Raw genomic sequence first — 20,589 nt, 5'->3', positions numbered from 1 at the left:
CTCACGCCCCGGCCTCCAACACCGCAAGCACTCGCAGGAACGGTTGGCCTGAGGTGCGCAGCGAGTTGGCGAGATGACGCTGTTCACTGACTGTGTCCCGGACGATTTCCTGCTTGCGCGCGGTGATCGTGCCGGAGTCGAACAAGCTGAGCTGCTCCCAGCGGTTCAGCCGGTGGAGATGTTCTTGCAGAGGCTGGGCGATCCCGGTATCCCACTCTGCGCGCCGCGCTGCGAGATACCCGCGCGCAGCGGCCACCGCTGGTTTCACCAATCCTTGCAAGGTCGTCATGTCCTCCAGATGTCCCTTATTGATCATGTTCGGCCCGATCTCGGCCTCCGCCAAAACCTCGAACATCGGGCGCACGATCGGCTGGTCCGGCAACCCCGACACGGCCATCCACTCCACGACGGTCGGCCGACCGAACGCGTTGGAATACATGCCCTGTACCAGCACCACTGGCTCGGTCACCCGTGCCGCGAGTACCGGCGCCTCTAACCGGCCGAACCGCACCAGTACCTTGTCGACCAACCACTCGATCATCGGGTGCAGATCGCTGGCAAAGCTCACGGCCGGCCACGTCGTCTTCGCGCCGCTGACGGCCTTGGCCAGTTGGTCGTCCCCGGTGTCTCGGTCGAAAGTGAGCAGCAGTCGCTCGTTGATCCGCTGTTCCTTGAGGTAGGACGGCGGCAGGACTGAAAGCCTGCGCTTCAGGTCGTCCGGTGGGATCAACCTGAGAACGTTATCCTCGCGAGTGACTCCCAGCGGGTTCCCCGTGCCATACAGCTCGCGCAACGCTTCGTCGACGAAGGTCGCGGTGCTGGCGAACAAGCTGGGCTGGGACACCTGTGCTGCCCTCGCGCCTGCTGTTGGCTGAACGGTCGGCGCCAGCAACTCGGCTAGCACGTCGTGCTGCGGCGACTCGTCTAATGACTGCTCCGCCGTCTTTCCGGCAAGCAGATCCCGAACTAGTCGGTCCTCTTCTGCCTTTGCGTCGTAAAGACCGGTCACGGTCTCGGCCGTTCCCAGGCTGAGGTGCGCCGCCTGCTCACGGGCCAGCAGCTTCTCGGCCACCGTGGTGTCGTCCTTGGCGCCAGGCGTGGCAGACGTGAGGATCATGGCGGCGAACTGAGGCTGCTTGCGCTGACCGAATCGGTCGATACGGCCGTTGCGTTGTTCGATGCGGATCAGGCTCCATGGCAGGTCGTAGTGGATCAGGTGGTGGCACTGGTCGTGCAGGTTCACCCCCTCGGAGGCCACGTCGCCGGTGAGCAGGACGCGCACGGGCGTGGACGCGAGACGGAACTGCTCCAGGATCTCCTGCTCCTGCTGATCGGAGACACCGCCGTGAAGCACCTGTACGGCGGTGTTGGCGGATTTGCCGCGGAATCCGAGCCGGCCAGGCAGAGTCTTGGCGAGCCACTTCAGCGTTGGCACGCGCTCGGAGAACACCACCACTCGCGTCGTGCTGCCGGGGCCGACACCGATCTCGGTCAACTTCGTCACCAGCGCGGCTAGCTTCGCCGAACCGTCATCGGTGACGCCGTCGGCGAGATCACGGAGGCGTTCCAAAGCTATCCGTTCTGGCTCCGTGTCCTGCGTCGAAATCCGGCCAGCCAGTGTCTTCAGGCGCGCTGTCACGGTGTCGCTGAGTGCCCGGTGTGAGGACAGGAACGACTTCATCAGGTTGTACGGGAACAGCTTGCGGTCCTTGCCGGTGCCCAGCTGCGAGTCCTTCGCGAGCCAGCGTTCGGTCAGCTCGGCGAAGATCCGTTCCTCGGCGGTGGTCGCTGCGCACCGGATCGGCACGGACGGCCTCCGATCGGCCCAGTTGTCCTTGACGTGGTCGCGCACCTCAGGGCTGATCTTGGTGCGCCGTATGTACAGGTGCTCGATGTCGCCGGGTTTGTAGTTGTCGCGGTCGGCGATCGCAGCCGGGTCCAGCAGGTCGATCAGCTCGGCGAAGGACGCGCGGTCGCCGTTGTGTGGGGTGGCGCTGGCCAGCAGCAGGGCATCGGTGCGTGGGGCGAGCACCTTGGCCAGTTGGGCCCGGAAGCTGGACCCGCCGAACAGGTTGTGCGACTCGTCGATGACGACCGCGTCCCAGTGGATGTTCTCCAGGTGATGCCGGTATTTGCCGACGCTCTTGAGCGTATCGATCGAGATGATGACCCGTTTGAAGTAGGTGAACGGGTTGCGGCCGGCCGGAATCTCCCGCTGAATGCGCTGGATGCCCACCGAGTCCAGCCTGACCAGGGGGATCGAGAACCGGGTCCACAGCTCGCGCTGGAACTGGTCGAGGATCTGTTGTGGCGTGACCACCAGGATCCGCTCGCCCCGACCGCGCCGAATCAGCTCCGCCAGCGCCAGCCCGATCTCCATGGTCTTGCCGAGGCCTACGACATCGGCGATCAGCAGCCTCGGCCGCAGGTTCGCAAGCGCCATCTCCGCTGGACGCTGCTGGTATGGGTTGCGCTTGAGCAGGAACTTCTCGGCCATGGCCAGCCGCCGCTCCGACTGCGGCAGTGGAGTCCGGCGTAATGCGGCCTCCAAGAATAAGCGACTGGCCCTGAACTGCGGGCTGGCGTCCGCCACGAGCCGGGTCTCCTCGGGCTGGAGTAGCTGCACCTTGTCCAGCTCGGTGAAGAAGGTGGCCTCCTGGTCGCGGACCAGCCCGGATATCCCGATGGCGCGAATCTTGTCGCCGTCATGCTCAGTGCGAGTGCAGTTTCGGACCAGCCAAACCTCGTCACGTACGACAATCTGGGCTCCTGGTGCTAACCCACCAGTCTCCGTCTCGGTCACGCACACCCCTCGTCCACGTCACCCCCGCGGTATGTATCCGCCGGGTGGCTCGGAAAGTTAGCTCTACTGCGTTACAACGCTGCATCTCTCGCGTACGCCACGCGCAGCTTGCGCGCGGCGCGCAGCACTCCTTTCGGCGACGGTGTACTGGAATACAGCGGCTCCCTCCCCGTGCGGGGGACGCTCACTTCCTGCTGGTGACTCTCGCTAGCGCTTGCTGTCACGGGCTCGGCTTCCCTCGGCGTCGTCCGCGCCGTTGTGTGCCGCAGCAGCGTGCGCGCGCGTTGAGCGTCAAAACCGGCCGCGTTGACGATTTGGACTAGGGTGGCCGTGACCTGGCTCAGACTCGGACGGTCCGACGGGGTCATTGCCAGCATCGTCGTGATGGGTGGATGCAACGCGGGCGGCAAGAGGGTCACGTTTGGTGCAACCGACGGAGAGTTGATCTGCACCGACAGGGCGAACTGGTTGGGCGCTTCATACGGATAGTTGCCAGTAGCGGCATAAAGCAAGGTCGCGCCGAGCGCATAAACATCAGCTGCTGCTGAGAGGGGCTCCCCTCGCACCTGCTCGGGGGGCATGCACACGAGGGTGCCGACGGTGTCGCCGGGAGCGGTCAGCCTGCCAGCGTCCTCCGCCCTACGGACCTTGGTTTCGGCGAGCAACGCCAGGCCGAAGTCGATCACGAACGGTCCGTCGTGGCCGAGGATGATGTTGCGGGGCTTCAGGTCTCTGTGCAGTAGGTTGGCATTATGGATGGACTGGAGACCCTCCGCCAGTGCGGCGCCCATGATCGCGACGAGCACTGGCTCCAGCGGTCCGTTGGTGTTGACGTACTCCCAGAGGGTGTCACCTGGAATGTACTTGACCGCCAGCCAGGGATCCTCATCGGTTGGGGCACTGTCACCTGCGATAAAGGGCACAACGCGCGCGCCGTAGACGATCTTGAGAGCTTCGATCTCGCTGTGGAATCGAGCCTTGTCATGATCGGTGAGAACGACACCGCGGATCTGCTTGACGGTAACAATCTCGCCAGCTGGGGAAACACCCTGATAGACCACGCCCATGCCGCCCTCACCGAGCAAAACTCGGATCTTGTACGGGCCGATACGTTCCGGTAGCTGCGCGATCTGACTGGGCACAGTGACTCCCTCGGTCGGCGGTCACCAATCTTGCCACGTGATCCACATCTGGTGTGGCGGATTAGAGGCTTTACATTCGACCACTTCTTCGTCCAAGATGGCCGACGTGGTTGAACAAGTTCCACCAGAGGACCAATCTCCGGCGCAGGGTCGGGGGTTGTTTGACGGGTACGAGATGTACCGGACACCCACTGACGCCGAGTACCGAAACGTGCTCACCAGCGGTTTGGTAGTACTGGATACCAATGTGCTGCTCAACCTCTACCGGTACACCGCCCAGGCACGGGCCGACTTCCTGAGCGTATTGCACGCGCTGCAACCCAATCTCTGGATACCCGAACGGGTGATTGACGAGTTCTGGAACAGTCGAGAGGGGGTGTTGCGGAACCCTAGACGGACCGCCGAGACCCTGAAGCAGCTTGACTCACAGCGCAGCAACGCCCTGACGCAAATCAACCAGTGGGCGAAACTCGCATCGCTGTCGAGCGACGACACGGCCACGATGGTCAAGACACTGCGCACCGCCTTCGACTCGATCCGGGACACGATCGAGGAACACGAGGATGACCAGGTCAGCTCGTTCGCTCAGGACACCAACAGCGACTCACTACTCGGCGAGCTCGAGCCGATTCTGGACGGACGAGTTGGCCCGCGCCTCAACGAGGACGAATACCAACGACTGATCGACGAGGGCAAGCGGCGACTCGAAGCAGAGATAGCACCCGGCTTCTGCGACGTCAAGGCCAAGGGGCTCGACGGAGCCGTAGGTGACTACTTAGTGTGGGAACAACTGCTACAGCAAGCGTCAATCGTTCGTCGTGACGTCCTGATCGTGACCGCGGAAAACAAGCCGGACTGGTGGCGGATGGAACGGGGAGAGCTCCGCGGCCCGCACCCTCATCTCATCAACGAGCTTCGAGAGCGCGCAGGAGTGCAGTTGTTCATGCTGCAACCAAATCGCCTGCTCGACTATGCCAAGGCCGCTCTCCAGATTTCAGTGCATGAGGGATCATCGGAATCTGTTGCTCGGGTGAATAGCTCGCTCGCCGACGAGGGCGACTTGCCGACCGGCGGCTGGAATGCCGGGGCTATCAGCGAGCTGCTAACCCGACTCGACCGTGAGGCGCCGGTCCAGGCGGCAGCAATCCGGCAGGCTGCCAAACAAGGCGGCTACATCAGCCGCGACGACGTATACGAGCTCGGCGAATACGATCCGGAGCGACGCCAGCTCAAGGGGTTCACCCGACCCATCAAACGAATCGTCCAGGAACTTCGAGACCGTGGCGTCATACCTGAAGAAGCCCTCGACGTTTTGGGAACCAGGTACGACCACGAGAAGTTCGGATGGGCTTCCGGTTTCACCCTCACTGAGGAATTGGTTCCACTTCTACTCGTCTGACGTCCGCCACTACCCAAGCACGGAGTGATGGCGCGCTTTAGACGCAGAGGTCTTGCCATCACGCCACCTACGACGGTGGTCCGCCTGTCGCGGGAGCCCGGAAACTGTTCCACTGCAGGAAATCCGGACCAACGCTCGAGCCCAACAACAGACAACTGCATGGAAACAGCGCTACGCCCTTCGCGCCGACGCTGAAGCCAGCGCCTCAGAAAACCGTGAATGCCCACGGGTTACGCCAGTGCCGATACTGCGGCCTGGGCGAAGACACACGTCCAGTGATGTCAAACCCACAGCCCAGTGCCAGCCGGACCACAAAGGACCCCCAGAGGTCGGGGAGCCAGACTCCCCCAGGACACAAGACCTCAACCATGACGTATCGATTCGGTCACCTCCAGATTGGACCGTAACACACCGTCCCAGTAGGACGAACTCGTCGAGTACAGCTGAAGACACGCCGAAGCAGACCTGCGACACGCGCTTCTCCGACGTGCCTCCAACAATAGGAGGCGACATGAAAGACGACTTTGTATTCGGTGTTGACCTCGATGGCGTCTGCGCGGATTTCTACGGACGGATGCGAGAGGTCATGGCCGAGTGGCGTGGCGTCGACATCAGCACTCTCACCGAAGAAGTCAGCTACGAGCTGCCGGAATGGGGATTACTGCCGAACGAGTACACAAGACTGCATCGATTTGCGGTAACACAACGTAGCCTGTTCCTGTCATCCAATCCTATTGCCGGAGCTGCCCAATCCATTCGTCGACTCGGCACCGAGGGCGTTCGCATCCGCATCATTACCCACCGCCTGTTTATCCGATACTTCCACAAAGCCGCTGTAGCACAAACGGTCGACTGGCTGGACCAGCATGGTATCCCATATTGGGACCTATGCTTCATGCGCGACAAGGCCCTCGTTGAAGCCGATATATACATCGAAGATACGCCTTCGAACATCGAAACGCTTCAAGCTCGCGGAAAAGCTGTCATCGCATTCACCAACTCCACCAACAAGCACATGGATCCCGCGCCAATCAGACGAGTGGATGATTGGAATCAGGCAGAGGAGACCGTCCGACACCAGTACTACACCTGGCTGCGGGAAAGAGGCCGTCCGCTTCCGCCCGCTCCTGGTCACCAACCTCCAGACGCGGAAGAACCGCCGGACTTCGCCTCACCAAGAGCCGGTTGAGGAGGCGGCTGGAAGTACGGACTCACCGCCGGGCGTTCACTTCATGCCCGAACGGCGTAGGAGAGGCGGGTGGTTTGGATGAACTCAGAGAAACCGCCACCGGTCTGGTCCCACTCCAGCTTGGTTGTTCCGCCAGGGCCGAACCCTGAGCTGGTCTGCCGTGGCGGACTTGCCGGGTTCCATCCGTAGCGAGCCGAATGTTCGCCTCAAGCACATGGCCCGTTCGTGCAGGAGGTTTGTGATGTCTTGGGTAGAGCACACCAGCGGCCAGCACTGGAGAGTCCGTTACCGCCGGCCAGGCGGCTTCGTCGCCTCCGAAGGCGGCTTCACCGACCAGCAAACCGCAGAAACCCGTGCGCATGAAATCGACGACGATCGACAGCGCCGCGCCTTCCGCGGTCTCACAGGCAGTCGCACCACTGTGGACGAGTGGCTGGTCTGTTGGTGGACCACCCTCAACGTCGACGAGACCACGCTCGACAACTACCACTACCTCGTTGGCAAACACATCGCCCCACGCTTTGGCATCCTCCCACTGAGGAACCTGCGCTCCAGCGACATCAACCGATGGTCCATCAAACTGCACGACGCAGGATACGAACACTCCACCGTGGAAGGCATCGTCAGCCTGTTCCGTCGCATCCTCGGCGACGCCGTCGAGGACGGCCTGCTTCCCGTCAACCCGATCCATCCCCACCACAACCGCGGCAAACGCGCCTTCCACATCCAACACGAAATGCTCTGGGCCACACCCGAAGAAGTTCTGCGTGCGGCCCAACAAGCCGAACGACTCCACAACCGCACCAGCGCCCTCCTGATCATCACCGCCGCCTGGACCGGATGCCGCTGGGGTGAACTCGCTGGGCTACAACGTCTCAATACCCACCCCGACGACAGAGTCATCGTCATCGATCCGGATGTCGGAGCACTCAAGGAAACCGCCCACCGTCAATGGCTCGGCCCACCCAAGACACCAGCCAGCGCCCGTACGGTCACACTGCCCGTATTCCTGGCCGTACTGCTCAAACACCACTTGGCCACTCACGACCCACTCGGTCGTCTTTCCCAGCGACTCCGGCGGTTTCCTCTGGCGGCACACGTGGCGCCCACGCACCTTCAACCCTGCCTTCGACGGCAACCTCACCCGACCACACCCCACCGTGCGCCTCTCCCCCATCCGGCCCGGCCTGACATTCCACGAACTCAGACACAGCCACAAGACCTGGCTCATCGCCGCCGACATCCCCGAAATCGCCCAAGCCCGACGACTGGGCCACCGCCTCGACAAGCGTGTCGTGGAGGTCTACAGCCACGTCGCCGACGAAGTCGAAGCCCGCATCCAAGCCGCCCTCAAACACGCCTGGCTCGACGCACGACACGCCCTCGCCGAGCACCCAGCACCACCACCGGTCCCAATGCGTACCGGACGCATCCGCCGACACCTCGACACCGCTGCTGAACCCCGCAGCAACGGTCAAGGACCCACCAGCCACACCAGCTGACACACCACTCCCAGACCAGCACAAACACGAGAGGCGGACCCGCGCCACCATGATCGAATATGGAGCAACCCCGCCCCACAACCGCCCCATATTCGATCACAACCCGGACAACGGAGATCACGATCCGAGCCTCACAAACCCACAAAGAAGCCCTCTGACCTGGTGTTTCAGCCAAGTCAGAGGGCTTCCTCGCAACCGTCGGGACGACAGGATTTGAACCTGCGACCCCTTGACCCCCAGTCAAGTGCGCTACCAAACTGCGCCACGTCCCGGTTGAGGTGCTGGTACAGCTTAGCGCATGGGTGCCAGGGGGTTTGGTGTGGGGTTACTTCTTGCGCTTCTCTCGGACTCTTACCGAGATGCGGACTGGGGAGCCGGTGAAGCCGAACTCTTCGCGGAACTTTCGTTCGATGAAGCGGCGGTAGCCGGCTTCGAGGAAGCCCGTGGTGAAGAGGACCAGTGTGGGGGGGCGGGCTTGGGCTTGGGTGGCGAAGAGGATTTTGGGTTGTTTGCCGCCGCGGACTGGTGGGGGGGTGGCGGCTATCAGGTCGGTGAGCCAGCTGTTGAGTTGGCCGGTGGGGACTCGGGTGTCCCAGGATTTCAGGGCTGTGCGCAGGTGGGGGGCGAGTTTGTGGACCGCGCGGCCGGTCAGGGCCGAGATGTTCACGCGTTCGGCCCAGGGGATGCGGACGAGGCCTCGTTCCAGTTCGCGGACCAGTTGGTGGCGGCGGTCTTCGTCGACCAGGTCCCACTTGTTCATCGCGATCACGCAGGCGCGGCCGGACTCGACCGCCATGGTGAGGACGCGGAGGTCCTGCTCGCTGATGGGTTCGGCGGCGTCGAGCAGGACGATCACGACTTCGGCGGCGTCGATGGCGGCTTTGGTGCGCAGGGAGGCGTAGTACTCGGCTCCGCTGGCTGTGTTCACGCGTTTGCGCAGGCCGGCTGTGTCCACGAAACGCCAGATGTCGCCGTCGAGTTCCACCAGGGAGTCCACTGGGTCCACTGTGGTCCCGGCGACCGCGTCGACCACTGAACGTTCCGAGCCGGTCAGTTTGTTCAGCAGGGAGGACTTGCCCACGTTGGGTTTGCCCACCAGGGCCACGCGGCGGGGTCCGCCCTGGCGGCCGAAGGTGTCCCTGGGGGTTTCCGGGAGGACTTCCAGGATGCGGTCGAGCAGGTCGCCGGAGTTACGTCCGTGCAGCGCCGAGACCGGGAACGGCTCCCCCAGGCCCAACGACCACAGCATGGCCGCTTCGGTGTTGAGCCGGTCGTCGTCGACTTTGTTGGCCACCACCAGGACTGGCTGCTTCGAGCGACGCAGGATCCGTGCGGCGGCTTCCTCGGTCGCGGTCGCGCCGACTGTCGTGTCCACCACCAGCAGGATCGCGTCCGCTGTGGACATCGCGTATTCCGCTTGGGCCGCAACGGATGCCTGCAGGCCGGTGGCTGTCGGCTCCCAGCCGCCGGTGTCCACGACCGTGAACCGGCGGCCGTTCCACAGCGCGTCGTACGCCACCCGGTCCCTGGTCACCCCGGGGACGTCCTGGACCACGGCCTCGCGGCGGCCCAGGATCCGGTTGACCAGGGTCGACTTGCCCACGTTGGGCCGGCCGACCACGGCCAGCACCGGTTGGGGCGCCGGCGCGCCGAGGCCGGAATCGTCGGCGGACGACTCGGTCGACGTCCACTCGGACTCGTCGATCCAGGTACCGTCCAGCTCTGTCATCGCAGATCTCGCATTCGATCAAGTTCACCGACCAGGTCAGCCAACGCGGACCTGATCTGCTCGGTGCCGGCCTCCAGGCCGGCCCGGCCGGGCCCTACCGAGATCTCGAAGGGCTTACCCACCAACACATCCACCACCGGCCGAAAACGACGACCTGACCCCTCGGGTCGCCGTGTCCCACGCACGGCGATGGGTTGCACCAACGCGCCTGACGACCGCACGAGCCACGCCGCGCCTTGTTCGGCGTTCACGACATCACCGGAGCCGCGCGTGCCTTCCGGGAACACGCCGATCAGCCCGCCGCCACGCAGGACGCCCACGGCCGCCAGCAGCGGCTTGCGGTCCGGGACGCCCCGTCGGATCGCCACCTGGCCGATCCACCGCAACAACGGACCGGCGATGCCCTTGAACATTTCCTCCTTGACGAGGAACACCGCCCGGCGCGGCAGCAGTCCGAACAGCACCTGTGGCTCGATCATCGAGCTGTGGTTGGCCACGACCACGACCGGGCCGGCCGGCGGCACGCGGTCCATGTGGTGCACCCGGAACCGGAACGCGGGCACGTACAGGTACCGCCCGACCACCCGGCCGACCTCGTGCAGCCACGGGATCGCCTCCTTGGGCAGATCGCTCACCTGGTCACCGCCTGGCTGACCCGCAGCCCTCGCTTGTCGACCATGGCCAGCAGCTCGGCGAGCACCCCGGCCAGGTCCAGTTCGGTGGTGTCGACCTCGACCGCGTCACTGGCCTGCCGCAGGGGTGACACGGCACGCGTCGAGTCCAGCCGGTCCCGCCGCTGCACGTCGGCCAGCGTCTCTTCCACCGAGGCGGTCCGGCCGGCGGCGACGTCCTGACGGGAGCGTCGCTGCGCGCGGGCGTCCGGCGACGCGGTCAGGTACACCTTCAGTGCGGCGTCCGGGGCCACGACCGTGCCGATGTCACGTCCCTCGACGACGATTCCGCCGATCGAGCGCAGCGCCGAAGCGATCAGGTCACGCTGCTGCCGGACGAGGGCCTGCCGCACCTCCGGCACGGCGGACACGGCGGACACGGCCAGGGTGACCTCAGGCCCGCGGATGTCCGTGGACACGTCGACGCCGTCCAGGCGCACGGTCGGGTTCGTGGGGTCCGTGCTCAGCTCGAGCCGGGCGGACGCGGCCACGGCGGCCGGGTCACCGCCGGTGCGCAGCACGGCGAGGGTCACGGCCCGGTACATCGCCCCCGTGTCCAGGTATCCCGACCGCAGGGAGCCGGCCAGTCGCCGCGCCACGGTGGACTTGCCGGTGCCGGAGGGGCCGTCGAGCGCGACCACCCCACGCAACTCACCTTGTTCCACACGCCTGCCCTTCGCCTCGTCTTCGCCGCCGCCAACGTTCCATTCTGCCTGGTCCGCGGCCGCGTTGAAGCGCATGGTCGGCCGGTGAGGGGATCGCCCAGGCCAGTTGCCGCGTGGGCAGCGGGGGTCAAGGTCAAGGTTAACTCACATCACCCACGGGAAATTTCGCTGTACCAGCGGGCCCGGGGTCCATGTCAAGATCCGTGCCATGCAGACGATGGTTCTGAAGCCTGACGACGCCGCCCTGGTCATCGACATGAACAACGCCGCTGTCCCGAACGTGAACCACGCCGAGGTGGACGAACTGGCCGAGCTGGTCACCATGTCGGAGCTCACGGTGGCGTTGGCCGACGGCGACACTGTGCTGGGCTTCGTGCTGACCCTGCCGCCCGGCGTGAGCTACGGCAGCGACAACTATCGCTGGTTCAGCGAGCACTACGACGAGTTCGTCTACGTCGACCGGATCGTCGTCGCTGAGGAGGCTCGCAGCCGCGGTGTCGGCGCGGAGCTGTACCGGTTGGTGGTCGAGTACGCCGCTGAGAACAAAGTGCCGAGAGTGACGTGTGAGGTGAACCTGGATCCGCCGAACCCGGGCAGTCTGCGGTTCCACAAGCGCCTCGGGTTCGTGGAGGTCGGCGAGCAGGTCAGCGGCAACAGCGGGCACCGCGTCAGCATGCTGGTCAAGGAGCTCACCACGGCGTGAACGGCGCCAGGTCGACCGGGGCCGGGCGGCCCAGCGCGAGCGCGGCCGCGACCAGGCCGGCCATCGGCGCCAGGGTCAGTCCGCTGGCGCCCAGGCCGGTGGCGACGACCAGGCCGGGCATGGGCGAGCCGAGGATGGGCCGGCCGGTGGTGCTCAACGGCCGGAACCCGACCCGCACCGACTCCAGGGTCGCGTCGGCCAGCCCAGGGGCGATGCTCAGGCAGTCCGCCAGGATCTTGTGCACGCCGCCCGCGGTGTGCCGGTAGTCGAATCCGCTGCCGGGTTCCCGGGTGGCGCCGGCGACGATCCGGCCGCCGGGGAACGCCAGCAGGTAGTGGTCCCGCAACGACCTGATCATCGGCCGGTCCGAGGTGTCCACATCGGACACAGTGAGGTGGGCGATCTGGCCGCGCTGCGGCTCGACGGGCACGTCGATCCCCACGGGTGAGCACAACGCGGGTGTCCACGCACCGGCGGCGACGACCACGACGTGCGCGCCGTGCACCTCACCGTCGATCTCCACGCCGGTGACGCGGCCGCCCGCGGTGACCAGCTTGGCGGTGCCGGAGAGGTGGCGGGCGCCGTAACGGTCCGCGGCACGCAGCAGCGCCGCCTGCAGGAGGCGGCCGTCGACCCGGCCCGCTCCCCCGACGAACATGCCGCAGAGGTCGGCACGGAGTCCCGGGAATCGGGCCGCGGGTTCACCTTGCGGCAACGCCTCGATCTCGCCGACCGACGGGTCACGTTCCCGGGCCGCGTACAGCTCCGCCGCATCCAGTGGTTCATCACTGACGGTAATTGCTCCGACACGGGCGAAGCCGGGGTCCGGTTCGCCGTCCGAGGCCAGCTGGCCCAGCAATATCGGATACTGACCGGCCGCCGCCCACCAAAAGTCGGCCCAGGTCTCATCGCCCCGATAAATGGGCCAGGGAAACACCACACCGGCGCCGGCAAACGTGGCCTGCCCGGAAAATCCGGCGTCCACGGTGAGTACCTCGGCACCGTCCGCGGCCAGGTGATAGCTGGTCACCGCCCCGACGACGCCCGACCCGACCACGATGACGCGCATACCCACAAACGTAACTACCGGGCACCCCCGTGAGAACCCCCTGTTGTCTCACGAGGATGCCGCGCCCGGTCCCTGCATTGCCGGTGTCGCCCAGTGTGTCCGTGCCGTCATGGACAAACCTTGTATTCATCTTGAATCCGAAGGAACCAGGTGACGGTCGAGTTCCGAGCGCTCGGCGAAGTCGAGGCACGGCTGAACGGCCAGCCGGACCGGTGAACTCAGGTACCTGGCCGAGCACATGGCGGGTTCGGTCGCGGCGATCGACAGAATGGCGCGCCGGACCGGATTTCGACGTGCCCGCGGCGGCCGCGCTCGCCGATGTCCCGGTGCCGGAGGCCGACCGGCTGCTGGAGCGGCTGTTCGACGTGCACCGGGAACGACAAGTACACCAGCCGGCTGTCCGCGACGATCTGGCGGTACCGGTACCTGCGCGGTCACCGTCTTCGCCGCCGGGACCCGGCTGCTGGAGTCGAAGTCCTGATCAGCCTCGGGGGGAACAGTCTGCCGATGGACGACCCCGGTCGGGCCCGCGACCACCTGCGGCAGGCGCTGGCGATCAGCGACGAGACTGGGCTGTAGGTCGGGCAGGCGCACGCCCGTCACCGGCTCGGCCGCGCCTACCGCGGTCTCGGTGACACGGAGACCGCGAAATACCACTGGAAGCTGGCGCCGCGGATATCCGACGACCTCGGCCTGCCCGAGGCCCGTACCGTGCGCGAGCTGTTGGAAACCCCGTGAGTGGCAGGGTATCGGGGGCCCAGCCACTCACGAGGTGGCCTACTCTAGTTCAATCCTCCACGTAGTGCGGTGATGAGTTCCCCGTTGCTGGTGTCACCGGTCATCTCCCAGAAGAACGCGCCGCCCAGCCCCTGGGACTTGACGTAGCCCATCTTCCCGTTGATGGTGCTCGGCGTGTCGTAGCTCCACCAGTTGTTGCCGCAGAAGGCGTACGCCGTGCCGGCCACGGTCCCGTTCGACGGGCAGGAGTTCTTCAGAACCTTGTAGTCCTCGATGCCCTGCTCGTACGTTCCGGGCGCGGGGCCGGTCGCGGTCCCGCCGGGCGCGGCCTGCGAGACACCTGTCCAGCCGCGGCCGTAGAACCCGACACCCAGCAACAACTTGTTCGCCGGGACGCCCTTCGACCTGAGCTTCTGGATCGCCGAGTCAGCGTAGAACCCGGCGATCGGGATGCCGTTGTACGAGGTCAGCGGCGAGTGCGGGGCCGTCGGTCCCTGCGCCGCCCAACCGCCGAAGAAGTCATAGGTCATCACGTTGTACCAGTCCACGTACTGCGAAGCGCCGGCGTAGTCGGCCGCGTCGATCTTGCCGCCGCTGGTGCCGTCGGCGGTGATGGCCGCGGTGACCAGCATCGACGAGCCGAACCGGGTGCGCAGCGCCTGCAGCAGGGTCTTGAGCGCGGCGGGACCGCTGGTGTCACAGCTCAGGCCGCACGCGTTCGGGTACTCCCAGTCGATGTCGATGCCGTCGAACACATCGGCCCACCGCGGGTCCTTGACCAGGTTGTAGCAGGAGTTCGCGAACGCGGTCGCGTTGGCCGCGGCCTGGCCGAAGCCGCTGGACCAGGTCCAGCCGCCGAACGAGTAGATGACCTTCAGGCCGGGGTGCTTCTTCTTCAGCTCGCGCAACTGGTTGAAGCTGCCGCGCAGGGCACCCGCGTCCCACGTGTCGCTCGTGCCGTCCACGCTGGACGAAGCGTCGTAGAACCGGTCGTAGTCCGCGTAGCTGTCGCCGATGGCGCACTGGCCGTTGGTGACGTTGCCGAACGCGAAGTTGATGTAGTTCAGTTTCGCGGCCGTGCCGCTGGTCTCGATGTTCTTCACGTGGTAGTTGCGCCCGTAGACGCCCCAGTCCACGAAGTAGCCCATCGACTTCAGCCCACCGGGCGGCGGCGGGGTCGAAGTGGTCGTGCTGGACGACGGCGGGGTGGTCGTCGACGACGATGACGAACTGGAGGTGCTGCTGGGCGGGGTGGTTCCGCCCGCGTCACAGGAACCGCCGTCGAGCTTGCAGCCGGTCGGCGGGGAGTACGTGCCGGTGTAGGACACGTTGAAGCCGAAGCTGGCCGTGCCACCGGGCGCGATGTTCCCGTTCCACGAGTTCTTGGCGGTCACGTGCTGGCCGCTGGCGGTGTAGGTGCCGTCCCACAGCGAGGCGATCTTGGCGCCCGCGGGCAGGTCGAACTCGACCGTCCAGGACGTCCTGGCGGCCGTGGAGCCGTTGCTGATCGTGTACTTGCCCTCGTATCCGGTTCCCCAGTCGGAACCCTTGCTGAAGGTGGCCGACACACCACCTGCACCGGCCGCGGGCACGACGGCGATGCCGAGCACCAGCGCGGCAAGGGCCGCGAGCAGGCCCAGATAGTGCCATGTGAACTTGGACATCGGTCTCCTTGGAAAAGGCAGGGTGAGAGACGATGCCTGAACGATGTGGTTTGGACCACTCCGAACGCAAGGGTCTAGACCACTCCGTCACTCGAACGGAGTAACATTTCGGTTCACCTCCATGAAAATCGCAGGCCAAACCCTGTCCTCACTTGGTCAACTTCTCACCGACCTCCCGTCAACTTCTCGCCGACTTCCCCAAGCAGAACCGTGTAACGGTCCCGCCCGAACGCGACGACACCCGCGTACAGCGCCCGGAAACAACCCGTAACGGATCCTCCTCACTCGCCGCCAACAATGCCGGAAACGCCATCGCTTGCTGGAGAGCGTTGTCGTACCTGCGGTCCAGTGTGGTCACGAGCGTCCGCGGCACATCCGGGTCGGACAGCAGATGATCCCACCCTTCGCGGTCGCCGAACGGCAACGGCTCACCACGTTCCACCGCCGACAGGGCATCCGCGATCCAGCCGACACCCGTCAGCTGCGCCTCGGCGAGCACACGACGGATCACCCAGTACGCGATCTCCTTGTGGGCAGCCGGATCCGTCGCGGCGATGGCCTCGGCCAAGTCGCGGTCCAGAGCGACGATCGTCAGCGCCTCGCCACGTAACTGGCGCAGGCGCTCGCTGGGTAACCGGCCACCCCAGTCCTTGAGCTCACGTCGTCGGCTCGCCTCCTCGGCCTCGCGTTCTCGTTCGACCGCGGCTAGCCGCTCGGCCTCGGCGATCTCCTCCGGCGTCGGCGGCGGAGGTGGCGGCGGCTGCTCACGCGCGAACGCGTGCCAGTAGGCGGCTTGTTCGCTGGTCTCCTTCACTATCCGGTCCGCCTCGGGCGGCGCGGGCCAGAACTGCAGCAGGTACCGGTCGACTTCGGGCTCATCGTCCCACCGCGAGTCCTGGGCTCGGGCGGCGTCCATCCCGCTGCCGCAGTACCGGACGCGGTAGTCGGTCTCCGCCAGTTCGAGCGGCCACCCGTGCTCGCCGCCCCACGTGACGAGCGCGGCCTCGCCACGGGGGCGGTAGGAGACCTCGACGACCTCCTCCCACCTGTCGTCCGGAGGCGGCGGCGATTCATGGACCTCCACGGTGAAGCCGACTGTGCCCGTGTGCCGACCGGTGATCATGAACAACACGCCAGGCATGGCCGCGCCACACAGGCCGTTGCGTTGGCCGCCGAAACACATGCCAAGGTCCGGCGCGTGATCCGCGCTCTCCACGTAGATCTGGCCATAGTGGACGTGGGCTTCGCCGCTCATCATTGTTCTCATGAGGGCATCATGGCGTACGGCACCGACAATTTCGTGGCACCATGAATCATGACTGATTCGGCACTGCCTGGTGCGGTCCGGCTCCCCGACGGGAGCTGGGTCCGTGGCCGAGGGCTGCGCAATCCCACACCGGCCGGACCGTCACCGGAGTACGGCCTGTACCTGGGCTCCAAGAAGATGCGCGAAAAGTACACCATCGAGTGGGCGCACGACTGGATCGAGTGGCCCGATTTCCTGCTGCCGCGCGACTCCGCGCGGGCTCTTGTCCTCATCCGCGGGCTGCATGAGCGCGCCAAGGCGGGCGAGGCCGTGGAAGTGGCGTGTGGCGGCGGTATCGGGCGGACGGGCACGGTGATGTCCGTTCTCGCCGTGCTTGCCGGGGTCGCGCCCGCCGAAGCGGTGGCGTGGACGCGAGTCAACTATCACCCCAAGGCCGTGGAAACTCCGTGGCAGCGCAGGTGGATCATGCGGAGTACAGCGGACTTACCTGCCTGACCTCGTCGGCGAGGTCCGCCCGTTCGACAACTTCCACACCGGCGGCCGCGAGCCGTTCCGCGCCTTCACCGACAACGAAGCGGGACGGCTCGCGCAGGCCGAACACAACCTTGGGGAGGCCTACGTCGATTATCCACTGTGTACAGGAACGAGGTCGGGATTTCCTTGTGCTGCACGGTTCCAGCGAGCTGTAGATGGTCGCGGTCGACAGCCTGGGGTCCCCGGCGGCTTTGGTGAGCGCGACTTCTTCGGCGTGCGAGATCGGATCGGTCTCCCGGGAGTAGCCGCGCGCGATCTCGGTACCGTCGACGTCGATGATCACGGCGCCGACGGGATACGCGGTGTCCGAGGGCGGGCACTTGCGTGACTCCTCGACGCACTGCCGCAGCCAGTACCGGTCGGCGTCGGGAAAGTACTGCAGCACAGTCACATCACCGACTCTGGACACGTCACCGAGGACCATCCGCCCGACCGGGAACGTGCCGTCGTTGACGAACCGGGGCGCTTTCCGGTCCCCGACGAAGATGGGCGCCACCGCGAGCAGCAGCTCGTCGGCCAGGCCTTGGGTGAGGAACGCGGTGTGCACGGCGCTGCCGCCCTCCACCATGAGCCGGCGCACTCCCCTGCCGAACAGCTCACTGACCACAGTGGACAGTGATGCGCCCTGGTACACCACGTGGTGGTCGTCGGCGAAGAAGTTCGCGGCCGGGTCGATGTCGCCGGACCCGGTGACGGTCACCCGCAACGGGTTCGCGGGCAGGCCACGGGCCTCCCGCTCGGCCCGGCGCCGCTCGGAACGGACCTTGAGCCGGGGGTTGTCGGCGCGGATCGTGTTGGCGCCGACCAGGATCGCGTCGCTGCCGGCCCGCAGCTCGTCCACCCGGTCCCAGTCGGCGTCGTTGGACAGGATCAGGCGTTCGTCGGTGGCGTCGTCGATGTAGCCGTCGACCGACATCGCGACGCTGAGGATGGTGTACGGCCTCACAGGCCGACCGCGTTGAACAAGGCACCCACCTCGGCCCTGGTCAACGCGCGCAGCGTGCCCGGTCGCTGGTTGCCCAGCCGGATGTCGCCCACCGCCGTCCGCACCAGCCGCTGCACCGGGTGCCCGACCTCGGCGAGCAGCCGGCGGACAATGTGCTTGCGGCCCTCGTGCAGGACGATCTCCACGGTTGCCTTGCCCGGCAGCGAGTCGACGAGTTTGAACGAGTCCGCCTTCGCGAACCCGTCATCGAGCTCCACCCCGTCCCGGAGTCGCCGGCCGAGATCGCGCGGGATCGGGCCGGGCACCTCGGCCAGGTACGTCTTGGGCACCTCGAACGACGGGTGCGTCAACCGGTGCCCCAGGTCGCCGTCATTGGTGAGCAGCAGCAGGCCCTCGGTGTCGGCGTCAAGGCGACCGACGTGGAAGATGCCCGCGTTGGCGTTCCGTTCGTACTTGTGTATGTAGTCGCCGACACACGGCCGGCCGCGGTCGTCGGTCATCGTGCTGTACACCCCGACCGGCTTGTTGAACGCGAGATACACCAGGTCCTCGCTGAGCACGACCCGCACGCCGTCCACGTGGATCACGGCGTTGACCGGGTCGACCCGGGTGCCGAACTCGCGCACCACCTTGCCGTCCACACTGACCCGGCCCTCGGCGATCAGGTCCTCCGCCGCCCGCCGGCTCGCCACCCCCGCCTTGGACAGCACTTTCTGCAGCCGGACACCCTCCGGGCTTTCAGACATCGTCGATCGCATCCACTTCAGGCAACAGGGGGGCGATCGGTGGCAGATCCTCCAACGAGGACAGCCCCAACCGCTCCAGGAAAAGTTCGGTCGTCCGGTAAAGGATGCCACCAGTGTCCCGGTCCGTGCCGGTCTCCTCGATCAGCCCCCGCACAAGCAGCGTCCGGATCACCCCGTCGACGTTCACCCCACGCACAGCCGCGACCCGTGCCCTGGTCACAGGCTGGCGGTACGCGATGACGGCAAGGGACTCCAACGCGGCCCTGGTCAACTTGGCGCGCTGCCCGCCGAGCAGGAGCTTCTCCACGAACGGCGCGAACCGGTCCCGCGTGTAAAACCGCCAGCCGCCGCCGACATTCCGCAGGTCGATGCCCCGATCGTGGACGTGATAGTGCTCGGCCAGGGCTTCCAGGGCCTCGCGGACGCGTTTGACCGGCTGGTCGAGGGCGTCGGCCAGGCTCTCCTCCTCGGCCGGGCCGTCGATGACCAGCAGGAGGGCTTCAAGGGCGGCGTGGAGAGCGGGGTCCGCGCTGAGATCCGGCAGGTCGGAGGTGGTGGTGCCCTCTTCGCCGGCCTGGTCCGCCGGATCGGGCTCGGCCTCGGCGGGCTCGACCCCGGGGGAATCGGACCCAGCAGGCTGGGCATCAGCGGGCTCGACCTCAGCGGACTCGGACCCAGCGGGCTCGACCTCGGGGGACTCGATCCCAGCGGGCTCGACCTCGGAGGACTCGGACCCAGCGGGCTGGGCATCAGCGGGGGCGGACTCCGGCCCGACGAACTCCGGCCCGACCGGCTCAGACTCCGCCGACTCCTGGTCGGCGGGCTCCGGGCCAGTCGGCTCCGGGTCGGAGGGGTGGGCCCCGGCGACAGGAGGTTCGCCGTCGGTGACCGAGTCTGATTCGGTCTCGGCCGAGTTCGCCGAATCAGGTTCAGCTTTCTCGGTCGGGGGCGAATCTGATTCAGGGGGTGATGGGGGCGTGGTCACCCGTACTCCTCTTCTTCGGTGCTGGCCCGGGATGCTTCGGCCGCCGCGGTGGCTTCCTCGACTGTTCCGCCGGTCCAGGTCACGCGCAGCGAACCCAGGGGTTCGTCCTGCTCGAACAGCACAGTCGCTTCGCGGTACAGCTCCAGCAGTGCCAGGAACCGGGCGACCACGTCCATGGTGTGCTCGCAGTCGGCGACCAGTTCCGCGAAGGTGGCCGTGCCCGCCGCGGCCAGTCGGATCCGGAGCATGGCCGCGGTTTCCCGGACCGAGACCTTGCCCATGTGCAGGTGGTCGAGGTTGACCGTGGGTGGCGGTTTCGGGCGGAACACGGCCGCCGCTATCTCCGCGAACTTCTCCGGGGTGACGCCGAGCATCACCTCGGGCAACAGCGCTGTGTACCGCTCCTCCAGCGCGACCGACCGTGGGTAGCGCCGCAGAGCGTTGGCTTCCAGTTCGGCGAAGAGGGCCGCGACCTGTTTGTACGCCCGGTACTGCAGGAGGCGCGCGAACAGCAGGTCGCGGGCTTCGAGCAGGGCCAGGTCCTCTTCGTCCTCGACGTCCCCCGCCGGCAGGAGCCGGGCCGCTTTCAGGTCCAGGAGGGTGGCCGCGACCACCAGGAACTCCGTGGTCTCGTCGAGGTCGAAGTCCTTGCCGAGGGCACGGATGTACGCGATGAAGTCGTCGGTGACCCGGTGCAGGGCGACCTCGGTGACGTCCATCTCGTGCTGCGAGATCAGTTGCAGCAGCAGGTCGAACGGCCCTTCGAAGTTCGCCAGCTTGACGGTGAACTTCGATGCGGTCGGTGCGGCGGCGGGATCCTCGGACACAGAACTTATT

The 20,589-nt window shown here is 66.1% G+C and carries 18 protein-coding genes, 1 tRNA gene and 1 pseudogene; 6 read left to right on the top strand and 14 right to left on the bottom strand.

Features of this window, described 5'->3' with window-relative positions; all coding sequences use genetic code 11:
* Position 1: 1 nt before the first annotated feature.
* Together EV192_RS18535 and EV192_RS18530 are read right to left on the bottom strand one after the other, a co-directional pair.
* Positions 2-2,803: a DEAD/DEAH box helicase gene (locus EV192_RS18535; RefSeq protein ID WP_132116981.1), complete on the bottom strand. Its 2,802-nt coding sequence runs from the start codon at positions 2,801-2,803 to the stop codon at positions 2-4.
* Between the two features lie 71 nt (positions 2,804-2,874).
* The gene (locus EV192_RS18530) at positions 2,875-3,945 is read right to left on the bottom strand and encodes a serine/threonine protein kinase (protein WP_132116979.1); all 1,071 of its coding nucleotides are present in this window, start codon (positions 3,943-3,945) and stop codon (positions 2,875-2,877) included.
* A gap of 37 nt (positions 3,946-3,982) precedes the next feature.
* On the opposite strand from EV192_RS18530, the gene EV192_RS18525 reads away from it, so the two are divergent.
* The 3 genes and pseudogenes from EV192_RS18525 to EV192_RS57400 form a co-directional block, all read left to right on the top strand.
* The gene (locus EV192_RS18525) at positions 3,983-5,344 is read left to right on the top strand and encodes a PIN-like domain-containing protein (protein WP_132116977.1); all 1,362 of its coding nucleotides are present in this window, start codon (positions 3,983-3,985) and stop codon (positions 5,342-5,344) included.
* Positions 5,345-5,855: 511 nt separating this feature from the next.
* Complete coding sequence (locus tag EV192_RS18520) at positions 5,856-6,533, top strand: 5' nucleotidase, NT5C type (RefSeq protein ID WP_132116975.1); 678 nt, start codon at positions 5,856-5,858, stop codon at positions 6,531-6,533.
* A 214-nt stretch (positions 6,534-6,747) separates the two neighbouring features.
* Positions 6,748-7,053 (top strand): annotated as a pseudogene (locus EV192_RS57400) (hypothetical protein); the annotation flags it as partial.
* A 502-nt stretch (positions 7,054-7,555) separates the two neighbouring features.
* Here EV192_RS57400 and EV192_RS55835 read toward each other — a convergent pair.
* The 5 genes from EV192_RS55835 to cmk all read right to left on the bottom strand — a co-directional run bounded on the left by EV192_RS55835 (position 7,556) and on the right by cmk (position 11,100).
* On the bottom strand, positions 7,556-8,011 hold the full coding sequence (locus EV192_RS55835; protein ID WP_243726926.1) for a hypothetical protein: 456 nt from the start codon (positions 8,009-8,011) through the stop codon (positions 7,556-7,558).
* Positions 8,012-8,233: 222 nt separating this feature from the next.
* Positions 8,234-8,307: transfer RNA gene (locus EV192_RS18505), tRNA-Pro, on the bottom strand.
* A 53-nt stretch (positions 8,308-8,360) separates the two neighbouring features.
* On the bottom strand, positions 8,361-9,764 hold the full coding sequence (der, locus tag EV192_RS18500; protein WP_132116971.1) for a ribosome biogenesis GTPase Der: 1,404 nt from the start codon (positions 9,762-9,764) through the stop codon (positions 8,361-8,363).
* Positions 9,761-10,399, bottom strand: coding sequence for a lysophospholipid acyltransferase family protein (locus EV192_RS18495; protein WP_132116969.1), 639 nt, complete (start codon positions 10,397-10,399; stop codon positions 9,761-9,763). Before EV192_RS18495 ends, der begins: the two co-directional genes overlap by 4 nt.
* Positions 10,396-11,100: a (d)CMP kinase gene (cmk, locus tag EV192_RS18490; protein ID WP_132118210.1), complete on the bottom strand. Its 705-nt coding sequence runs from the start codon at positions 11,098-11,100 to the stop codon at positions 10,396-10,398. The genes EV192_RS18495 and cmk overlap by 4 nt, the downstream gene beginning before the upstream one ends.
* Positions 11,101-11,308: 208 nt before the next feature.
* On the opposite strand from cmk, the gene EV192_RS18485 reads away from it, so the two are divergent.
* On the top strand, positions 11,309-11,803 hold the full coding sequence (locus EV192_RS18485; RefSeq protein WP_132116967.1) for a GNAT family N-acetyltransferase: 495 nt from the start codon (positions 11,309-11,311) through the stop codon (positions 11,801-11,803).
* Here EV192_RS18485 and EV192_RS18480 read toward each other — a convergent pair.
* Positions 11,790-12,872 (bottom strand): NAD(P)/FAD-dependent oxidoreductase, encoded by a 1,083-nt coding sequence (locus tag EV192_RS18480; protein WP_132116965.1) that lies wholly within the window; start codon positions 12,870-12,872, stop codon positions 11,790-11,792. The genes EV192_RS18485 and EV192_RS18480 overlap by 14 nt on opposite strands.
* Positions 12,873-13,190: 318 nt before the next feature.
* Between EV192_RS18480 and EV192_RS18475 the strand changes: the two genes are divergently transcribed.
* Positions 13,191-13,451, top strand: coding sequence for a hypothetical protein (locus tag EV192_RS18475; protein ID WP_132116963.1), 261 nt, complete (start codon positions 13,191-13,193; stop codon positions 13,449-13,451).
* Between the two features lie 203 nt (positions 13,452-13,654).
* Here EV192_RS18475 and EV192_RS18470 read toward each other — a convergent pair whose 3' ends face one another.
* Positions 13,655-15,274, bottom strand: a complete 1,620-nt coding sequence (locus EV192_RS18470) for a glycosyl hydrolase family 18 protein (RefSeq protein WP_132116962.1) — start codon at positions 15,272-15,274, stop codon at positions 13,655-13,657.
* A 178-nt stretch (positions 15,275-15,452) separates the two neighbouring features.
* On the bottom strand, positions 15,453-16,541 hold the full coding sequence (locus EV192_RS18465) for a hypothetical protein (RefSeq protein ID WP_243726925.1): 1,089 nt from the start codon (positions 16,539-16,541) through the stop codon (positions 15,453-15,455).
* A gap of 48 nt (positions 16,542-16,589) precedes the next feature.
* On the opposite strand from EV192_RS18465, the gene EV192_RS18460 reads away from it, so the two are divergent.
* Positions 16,590-17,036, top strand: coding sequence for a protein-tyrosine phosphatase family protein (locus EV192_RS18460; protein WP_132116960.1), 447 nt, complete (start codon positions 16,590-16,592; stop codon positions 17,034-17,036).
* On the opposite strand, the gene EV192_RS18455 is transcribed toward EV192_RS18460, so the two are convergent.
* Genes EV192_RS18455 through EV192_RS18440 form a run of 4 tightly spaced genes read right to left on the bottom strand, consistent with a single transcriptional unit; the run spans position 17,005 to position 20,579 of the window.
* Positions 17,005-18,021: a dihydrofolate reductase family protein gene (locus EV192_RS18455; RefSeq protein ID WP_243726924.1), complete on the bottom strand. Its 1,017-nt coding sequence runs from the start codon at positions 18,019-18,021 to the stop codon at positions 17,005-17,007. The two genes, EV192_RS18460 and EV192_RS18455, sit on opposite strands and share 32 nt — an antisense overlap.
* Complete coding sequence (locus EV192_RS18450) at positions 18,018-18,767, bottom strand: pseudouridine synthase (RefSeq protein WP_132116958.1); 750 nt, start codon at positions 18,765-18,767, stop codon at positions 18,018-18,020. The genes EV192_RS18455 and EV192_RS18450 overlap by 4 nt, the downstream gene beginning before the upstream one ends.
* On the bottom strand, positions 18,760-19,752 hold the full coding sequence (gene scpB, locus EV192_RS18445; RefSeq protein ID WP_132116956.1) for an SMC-Scp complex subunit ScpB: 993 nt from the start codon (positions 19,750-19,752) through the stop codon (positions 18,760-18,762). Before scpB ends, EV192_RS18450 begins: the two co-directional genes overlap by 8 nt.
* Entirely contained in the window at positions 19,749-20,579 is an 831-nt protein-coding gene (locus EV192_RS18440) for a segregation and condensation protein A (protein WP_243726923.1), read from the bottom strand. The genes scpB and EV192_RS18440 overlap by 4 nt, the downstream gene beginning before the upstream one ends.
* Between the last annotated feature and the right edge of the window lie 10 nt (positions 20,580-20,589).

The organism is Actinocrispum wychmicini, assembly GCF_004345645.1.
GTDB lineage: Bacteria > Actinomycetota > Actinomycetes > Mycobacteriales > Pseudonocardiaceae > Kibdelosporangium > Kibdelosporangium wychmicini.
Note: the sequence above shows the minus strand (reverse complement) of the source record. Positions and strands in the feature narration are given on the sequence as shown.